General features: G+C 43.8%; 9 protein-coding genes. 5 read left to right on the top strand and 4 right to left on the bottom strand.

Annotated features, from left to right (window positions below; all coding sequences use genetic code 11):
* Positions 1–125: 125 nt before the first annotated feature.
* The 4 genes from F6K49_RS31885 to F6K49_RS31870 form a co-directional block, all read right to left on the bottom strand.
* Entirely contained in the window at positions 126–398 is a 273-nt protein-coding gene (locus F6K49_RS31885; RefSeq protein WP_070395455.1) for a DUF3143 domain-containing protein, read from the bottom strand.
* 204 nt (positions 399–602) lie between these two features.
* Entirely contained in the window at positions 603–1,223 is a 621-nt protein-coding gene (locus F6K49_RS31880; RefSeq protein WP_075903979.1) for a DnaJ domain-containing protein, read from the bottom strand.
* A 218-nt stretch (positions 1,224–1,441) separates the two neighbouring features.
* Positions 1,442–2,638, bottom strand: coding sequence for an O-antigen ligase family protein (locus F6K49_RS31875; RefSeq protein WP_366514256.1), 1,197 nt, complete (start codon positions 2,636–2,638; stop codon positions 1,442–1,444).
* A 131-nt stretch (positions 2,639–2,769) separates the two neighbouring features.
* The gene (locus F6K49_RS31870) at positions 2,770–3,612 is read right to left on the bottom strand and encodes a YaaW family protein (RefSeq protein ID WP_293103083.1); all 843 of its coding nucleotides are present in this window, start codon (positions 3,610–3,612) and stop codon (positions 2,770–2,772) included.
* Between the two features lie 684 nt (positions 3,613–4,296).
* Between F6K49_RS31870 and F6K49_RS31865 the strand changes: the two genes are divergently transcribed.
* The 5 genes from F6K49_RS31865 (at position 4,297) to F6K49_RS31845 (ending at position 8,420) form a co-directional block, all read left to right on the top strand.
* On the top strand, positions 4,297–5,208 hold the full coding sequence (locus tag F6K49_RS31865; RefSeq protein ID WP_293017933.1) for an acyl-CoA desaturase: 912 nt from the start codon (positions 4,297–4,299) through the stop codon (positions 5,206–5,208).
* A 241-nt stretch (positions 5,209–5,449) separates the two neighbouring features.
* On the top strand, positions 5,450–6,172 hold the full coding sequence (locus F6K49_RS31860) for a pyridoxine 5'-phosphate synthase (RefSeq protein WP_293017935.1): 723 nt from the start codon (positions 5,450–5,452) through the stop codon (positions 6,170–6,172).
* A 22-nt stretch (positions 6,173–6,194) separates the two neighbouring features.
* Positions 6,195–6,518, top strand: a complete 324-nt coding sequence (locus tag F6K49_RS31855; RefSeq protein ID WP_075903987.1) for an MgPME-cyclase complex family protein — start codon at positions 6,195–6,197, stop codon at positions 6,516–6,518.
* 54 nt (positions 6,519–6,572) lie between these two features.
* The gene (locus F6K49_RS31850) at positions 6,573–7,223 is read left to right on the top strand and encodes a hypothetical protein (RefSeq protein ID WP_293017937.1); all 651 of its coding nucleotides are present in this window, start codon (positions 6,573–6,575) and stop codon (positions 7,221–7,223) included.
* 168 nt (positions 7,224–7,391) lie between these two features.
* Positions 7,392–8,420 (top strand): transposase, encoded by a 1,029-nt coding sequence (locus F6K49_RS31845; protein ID WP_293103089.1) that lies wholly within the window; start codon positions 7,392–7,394, stop codon positions 8,418–8,420.
* Positions 8,421–8,520 lie beyond the last annotated feature (100 nt).

The following is an 8,520-nucleotide window of genomic DNA, read 5'->3' as shown; positions in this document are numbered from 1 at the left end:
GCTATTGACAGCTTATCTTGACGAGAGTTTTTTCTTTTAGCAGTCTGTGAAGCCTCAAACTTTGCCGATATAGCTTTGCCCGTTCCAGGAGGCGATCGCTATTATTTTGACTTTTCAGACATCCTCTAAGGACCACAGAAAACTGCATCTTCTATATCTTTGCGGCTGAGGGAATACTTGAAAGATCGTTGAATATCTTGTCCATCTTCCCCAGACTTGACGTAGCGCACGATTAACTCCTCTACCTCAAGGCAAAGTTCTGCTTTCCAGGTAGGTCGATCAACACGCCAGCAATGTAGATCATTACTGTCTTGTTCACATCCTAGTATTTTCAGCCACCTCTCTATTTCAGGTAGAGGGTGGTTATACAAGGGGGTATCACCTGGCGGAAGTGTCATATCGAGTCCGATTAACTATTTATAATTCTTGGTGGTACATCAGTAGAAAATTGAACATTGTCAATGGTCACGTGACAATTTTCAATTAACAATTAAGACAATTAACAATTAAGACAATTAACATTTATGGGATAAACCCTATTATAAGGGATTAACATTATAAGGGATTAAACAGACTTAATATTATAAGTTATTCTTGATCAGTTATTCTGAGAGATGGGTTATCTGGGTATTTTGGGCTGATTGGTTATTAACCGGTATTTGACTATCCAAATTATCAGGTTTCGCCTGTTGAATAAAATTAATCTCGGGTAAGGTAAGCAAATCATTGCCACTGGGTTTAGAAATTAGCAGAGCAGATTCACCTTGGGTTAATCCAATCGCTATGGCTAGTAGTAAGCAGCCTAAAAAGGTTAGTCCTAAAATGAATAAGACAAAAATCTCCCCAGCTGAAAGGGGGCGGTCAGTGGGATCAAGGTAAGCTGAGGACGAGGAGCTTGGTGGCTTTTGATTAACTGGATTGTTTAAACTAGGGGGTGGCTGAATCACATTGAGGCGGGAATAACCAATTTTTTGGTCATAGATTGCTCGTCGCTCTGGATTACTCAGGGTAGCATAGGCTTGGTTCAGCTTTTGGAATTTAATCGTGGCAGTTTCAGTGGGTAAGTCGGTTGTATCAGGATGATAGCGCTTACTGAGTTGCCGATAGGCACGTCGGATAGCTATGGGTGATGCACTAGGGTGCAATCCCAGTATTTCGTAATAAGTCGTGGAGTTTGGGCTTTCGCGATTCCTAATGTTTTGTCTGACCCGATCTTGTGCCACTGCAGTTTTATCCTAACTGGTTAGACAACGCTTTCGATTATTGTGACATTTGGAAGGAGCCTGATCCTTTAATCATCCCACAAAATCCGACAATTTCGGTAAACTAAGCTTAACTTCACCTATTCTAGGCAACATGGTAACGGTTATCCTGACTCGTGCTTAGACGACTCCTTTTCAACTAAGGTTTAGCTAATTGCAATATCAAGAACTAAATTAGGTTAAATGTGACACGCCACGCCACGAATTGCTGACAACAACAGCCACCCCAAGGTATTAACCCGAAAATCAAACAGAGTTACATCCAGCAGATTGAATAGAGTACAGCTGCCAAAAGCCACCAGATAACTGAACAGAATTAAGTTGTCTTGATGCCAATCTTGTCTAGTGGTAGGGGTCGCAACGGTTGACCAAACCCTTAATAGTTGGATACCTTGTACTATAATCCAGGCAACTAAGCCACTCAACATCAGTGTGCCTGGGATGCCAGTTTCAGCAGTCAACATTAGAGGTAAATTATGGGGATGACCAAGCCAGACTTCCATTTGTGACTGGTAAAGAGGAGTGAAATTGCGTAACCCCCAACCCAACCAGGGACGTTCCTGAATCATGGACCAAGTAAATTTCCACTGGGTTGTCCTCAAGGTAGCGATGGGTCGGTCGGGATACAACTGGTCAGACAATCGCATCCAAAAGTATGCTGGGACAATACTACGCAGCCATTGACGCCCTAGGATTGGACCAAATGATGCCCACAGAATACTACCAACAGCAGCAGTAACTGCTGTCACCAGCCAGTACCAACCTAAGTAAAGGGCAAAGGCAAGGCAAGCCAAAACAGCGATTATCCAAGCATTGCGGGAGTTGGTCAAAACTAATGCGATCGCATTACCGATCACCACCACACTCAAGAACAACAGCGGATAATCGAATCGATGCCAGCTCCAACCCCTAGCTTGAAACCTCTCAATCCACAGCCCTATTCCTAAAATTAATGGTATTTGTAGATAAGCGGCTAGGATATTGGCATACGAAAACACTGAATCCATCCGACCTGGAGGATTACCGTTAGCTACCAAGGTTGAACCAAAGACTAGTGATAATACTTTTGGGCTAGTCCAACCCAAAACCATCTGAGCAAAACCCAGTATAGTTACTGCTAGGGAAGGAATAACTAGAATCCAGGCTAATTGCCTCAGCTGTGCTGGGGTTTGGATGAGGGTAGAGAAAGCAGCGAAAACGGCGAAGAAGGGGATAAAATTCCCTAAACCTAGGAACGCTTCTGTGGGGTTAAAGGCTAAGCTAGCAGTAATGAGCAACCAGATACTCAAAATAGCCAAGCCCCAGTTTAGGGGTTTTGAGATCATACTGGCGTACTTTTGCCGCCAAGTATCTCCCACAGCTAGTACTAACCCCACTGCGCCTAAAGCTGGAAACAGGGGAAAGATAAGAGTTCCCAGCTTAGCGCAGTTCCAAGCTATTTGTAGGTGATTGTCTGAATGTCTATTCTTTCCCAAGAACCAATTAACCACTAACCACTACTATCAATCTAAACTGGTTCCCAGCACTCAGCACGAGTCAGGCGAATTTGTGCTAAGGTTAAGATGGTTGGAATAATCCGACCGTAGTTGGTTGCGATCGCTCTCCAGCCTAAGTCAACAAAGAAATAGCTCCACATGATCGGACCTAGGCAGGCAAAAACACTCCTAGTAACCCCATAACGAGCAGCACTTAGTGCCATTCCCTGTCGTGCTGTTTGTAGTGTAAAGTAGTTCTGAAACTGAGCTGCTGCTGCCAAACCTCCCTTCACTAGGGCTTGTTTAGCAACCTGATAGCGAGCGAAATGTAGGGCAAACTGGCGTGCAACCTGTTGTAGTATTATTGGCTTTAGAATCGAGGTCAATGCTAGGGCGCTACCACCTTTGAGTAAAAACTCGATAGGATTGTGCTGGATTTGAACAGGTAAGGGTTCAGGGAGTTTTGACTTAGCTAAGCATTTCTGTACCTGTACTGTTAGGGATTGCTGATCTTGGGTTGGTAAGCGTTTCCAGGTTTTCTCCATGAGGTGAAGAAATATTTCTGCTTCCAAGTCAGTTGTAGTCAGACGTTGAGAGTAAGGAATTTTGAGGTAACGACAAACTTGAATCAGGGCTTGTCGGTAGGTTACTTCCCTCGTCCGTCCCTTGAGTACTGTTACTCCATCTGCTGCCAAGAAGCGAAATCGCTCTTCCAGGGAATCCAACCAAGCTTCACGGTTTTGGCTTTGGATATCGATTGGCTCAGGGAGCTGAAGGTAATCTAAGGGATTAAACCTACGACAGAATAGAATGTCTGTCACTTGTTGTAACTCTTCAACGGTTGCTAACTCTAACGCAGTTCTCAGCTCATCCAACGTTCTTCCCTCCACAACCCCGTTTTTTGTGCTGTCCTCTATTCTACTCCTATCAGTTTTATAGTAGGAGTTTGAATCTACTTTGATGTAGTAAGCTGTTAGGCATTTGGCAGCTATGCTGAAGCGACGGGTTGGCCTTTATGGGGGGATTTGTCCCACTCGCGCTTTGCATCAAGACACGGACAAGAGTTTCAGCTTTTTTTTTGATTTAATAAAGCAATGCAGTCGGCTCCACTAGGACAAGGAGGGAATAAGGGAATTCCCGCCATGGGATTCTTGGGTATTGGCAGGTTTTAGAGGTGCAACTATTAGCCTTATAGCTCTCTAAACCTTGTCAAACATTATCCACTGTTTTATAATGAAATAAGTTAGTAACTTGTTTAACTTCGGAACACTACCGCCCAACGAAGAACTAAAAGCTTTGGCAGCTGGTCGTAAGTTAAGCGACGTAAAATAATGGACTGAGTGAAGTTACAGTGCGGTTTGAGAGTAGGCAGCAGAGCCTCCATTAAGAAAATTAGCGCAATGCTTTTGGCATTGCTTTGTCGGCAACAACCATTAGTTAAAACTAATGCTATACCATCGTCCTATCTGCTTGTGAGTAGGTTTGTACAGGTTAAATGTTGCACAAGCAATCGGATATGCTTAGTTTTGGTGTATTAGTATTTTATTGAAACAACACAAGTGTCAATCTCTTCATCTACTTCCCCAGAAGTTAGCACACTCCAGAAAACTTTAGTTACTATCGTTATCGCCATCTCCCCTTTGGGAGTAATTGCTGCGATAGTAGTTATGTTCCTTGAGAAACTGAACGTCCAGCCTCTCGATATTGGTCTTTTTCTCGGGATGTACATCCTGAATTTCATCGGGATTACCGTCGGGTATCACAGGCTTTTTAGCCATCGTGCCTTTCAGACTGGACCATTTATAAGGGCATTCTTAGCCATTGCCGGATGTATGGCAGCTCAAGGACCAGTCACTAGCTGGGTTCACCATCATCGCTGCCATCATATTTACTCTGACCAAGACGGAGACACTCACTCACCCCATCTTCACCAGGGAGGATTTTGGGGATTTATCCAAGGGTTTTGGCATTCCCATATTGCTTGGATTGTGAATGTGGATTGGCAGCCTCCCTATAAGTATGCTCCTGACCTAATCAAGGACAAGCTGATCCGAAGAATAGACAACCTCTACGTCTTTTGGGTATTGCTTTCCCTGTTAATTCCTGGTTTCCTGGGTGGAGTCTTGACTGGTTCTGTATCAGGAGTCTTAGGTGGTTTAATCTGGGGCGGAGCATTTCGGATTTTTCTGGTCCGTCAAATCACCTTTTGTGTCAACTCAGTTTGCCACCTGTGGGGAAAAGAGCTGTTTACTACCTCTGATATGAGCAAGAACAATCCTATCGTCGCCATCTTGACCCTTGGTGAAGGGTGGCACAATAATCACCATGCTTTTCCCAACTCAGCAAGATTTGGACATTATTGGTGGCAACTTGACCTGGGTTGGTTCTTCATCCTGCTGCTTCAGCGCTTAGGACTAGCCTGGAATGTCAAATTACCATCAAAAGACGAACTGCAACCTAGAAGTATCTAATCCCAGGATTAAGAATTTCAGGTGAACTACCTCTCGCTGCGCACGCCCCTCGCGAGGGGCTTTCTACTTAATTGGGGACTGTCTTGTAGACCCTTGATAGACAATCTATCTAGACGTTACCTCTCCCTGTTAAACTAGAAAAGGCTATGTTGCTCAAAGCTAAGGTTTTAAAGCCTTGGAGTTTAAGAGCAAGCTGCGCTATGGTCGTGGCTAGGATGTCAAATCCAGGAGAAAAACATTAGTGCTAACACTGGGCGTAAATATTGACCATATTGCCACAATTCGTCAGGCGCGGCGCACTGTAGAACCTGACCCAGTGGCAGCAGCGGTGTTGGCAGAGCTTGCTGGTGCGGATGGCATCACCGCACATCTAAGAGAGGACCGACGTCACATTCAACAGAGGGACATTGCTCTGTTGAGACAAACGGTGCGAACTCATCTGAATTTGGAAATGGCACCTACCGATGAAATGGTAGCGATCGCTCTAGAGGTTAAACCCGATTACGTTACCCTCGTACCAGAAAAACGAGAAGAAGTGACTACCGAGGGAGGGCTAGATGTAGCAGGGCAAATGCCTCGCCTTAGTGAGGTTGTAGCCCAGTTACAGAGCGCTGGTATTCCCGTTAGCTTATTTATAGACGCTGATCCTGCCCAAATCGATGCTTCTGCTCAAACAAAAGCTAAATTTATTGAGCTGCACACGGGGAGTTATGCAGAAGCTACTAATGAAGTCAGTCAGGCTAAAGAATTAAAAGTTTTGGCCTCCGGATGCCAACAAGCGATTGCTGCTGGCTTACGAGTCAATGCTGGTCATGGTCTTACCTACTGGAATGTTTACCCGGTTGCTTGTATCGAAGGTATGGAAGAACTCAATATTGGTCATAGCATCATTGCTCGGGCATCTCTGGTGGGTATAGAACGGGCGGTTAGAGAAATGAAACAAGCGATGCAAGGTAAATTTTGAGCTTTCCTCAGTAACTGAAACTATGCAAACTTACTACTACGTTTTAGCCAGTCAAAAGTTCCTTGAAGAAGAACCATTGGAGGAAGTACTTCGGGAACGTACCAGGCACTACCATGAACAGGAAAAAGAAATAGACTTTTGGTTAGTCAACCAGCCAGCATTCTTGGAAAGTTCCCAAATGTCCCAGGTAAAGCAGGAATGTCCGCAACCAGCAACGGCGATAATTTCTACTAATCCTAAGTTCATCACCTGGTTAAAGCTGCGCCTAGAATTTGTCAAAACTGGTGAATTTCAGGCACCATCAGATAGTATACCTGACCCTCTAGCGTCTCTGGCATCAGTTTAATGGTTAGTTTTTTGCTTCCAAGACAGTGGCTATAGGTCTACTTTCTAATCATCTATGACCAGGGAAACAATACAGTTTATTTTACAAATTTTCTCGATAGCACTGGCTGCTTTAGTTGGTGGTGTCTTTGATTCGGTTTATGCTCAACCAATAACTCCTCAATGCCAACCACCACAAAACGGCGAGTACATTTTGTTAGTGCTTAGCCGAATTAGGAAAAATCACGAACAAATTCAAAGAATTTTACCCAATAGCGCAAAAACTGATTTTTGTCAATATTTGGAAGACACAGTAACTCGGGTTGGCGGTTTCAGAGGCATTAACGATGCTAAAGATTGGGCACGCTATCTGGATCAGGTAGTGGGATACTCAGCTTTTGTAGTTCAATCTCCACCGTCAAGCCAACCTAGTACTACTATACAGCCTACTAATAGAGGTTATACTCCTCAGGGATTGGGTGATGGTTATGCAGTTCTGGTGGACTACTTCAATCAACCAGAAATGGCATCCCGACTAGAGCAACTACTGGGCGTCAATGTTGGCTTGGTTTCTTATGCTCAGCGACCTTACTTACTGACAGTACACACAACTAGTGAAACCCAAGCTAACTCAATCTTAAGGCGACTGAGCGCAGGGGGGTTTTGGGCAATGGTTGTTGATAGTCGCCGAGTTACCCTACTAAAACGTAAGGTGGTTCGCTTTTAACTAGTTCCGTTTGAACTAGGTAATGGCAAATTACTAATTAAAATTACCAAGAAGCGATGGTGAAAGCCCCTGTCTTTTTTGAAGCAGGGGATGAAACCGAGCGAGCCGTCACAGCAGACACATTTATGTGTCCTGTTTATAGTATAATCAGCAATTAGCGAGGAGGTGATGCCAGTGTACGGCTGTCAGCAAGTTTTATTGAGTCCAGATCTTGAGTTATTGGCGATTCTCAACTTTTTATGCACACAATCCCAGAGATTGACAAACATGGGAATCTACTTTGCCCGTCAACTCTACTTTAAAGCCAATCGCTACATCAGCAAGTTTGAGCTAGAAAAAGAATACAAGCCCAATCGTCACTATCAGGCACTTCACTCCCAAGCAGCACAACAAATACTTCGTTCGGTCTACGAGTCCTTTAAATCCTACAAAAGGCTGCAGGACGCATACCGAGAAGGAAAGATTGAGAATAGACCAAGACTACCCAAATATAGAAAAAAAGGAGGTTTGGCATTAGTTAGTTATCCAAAGCAAGCCTTAAGATTAATAGATGGAACCATAAGAATACCATTGGGCAGACAGGTAAAATCCTGGTTTGGCATTGATAGTTTTAGGTTGCCGATGGCGAGCAACCTGGAATTTGATGACATCAAAGAATTAAGAATACTGCCAAGAAATAAGTGTTTTTATGTAGAGTTTGTTTATCAAAAAGAAATAGAAACGCCCAGTGGTGAACCCGAGAATGTACTTGGGATTGACCCGGGATTGGATAACTGGCTAACCTGTGTTTCTAATGTAGGAACTAGCTTTATTATTGATGGCAAGCACATCAAATCGATGAATCGTTGGTATAACAAACAGATCTCAACAATCAAAGAAGGCAAGCCACAAGGGTTTTGGTCTAATAAATTAGCTACGATCACCGAAAAACGTAACCGTCAGATGCGCGATGGAATTAACAAAGCCGCCAGACTAGTTATAAAACATTGCTTAGAAAATCAAATCGGTCGGGTCGTTTTTGGTTGGAATAAAGGAAACAAAAACTCGATCGAGTTAGGAAAAAAAACTAACTCGGAATTTGTGCCAATACCTACAGCTAGACTGAAAGAGAGAATAGCCGGGCTTTGTGAACAGTATGGAATCGAGTTCATAGAAACAGAGGAAAGCTATACCAGTAAAGCATGTGCGATTCGTTGACTAGAAACCTAACCCAATAAGGGTAAAAGGGGGATTAGTCACAAGGTATTAAACCTTGATAACTTGGTAACCATGTTGGTGAAAGACCAACCCTCGCAAA

This window comes from Moorena sp. SIO3I6 (assembly GCF_010672095.1).
The sequence above is the reverse complement of the archived record's forward strand: the minus strand, read 5'-3'. Positions and strand labels throughout refer to the sequence as shown.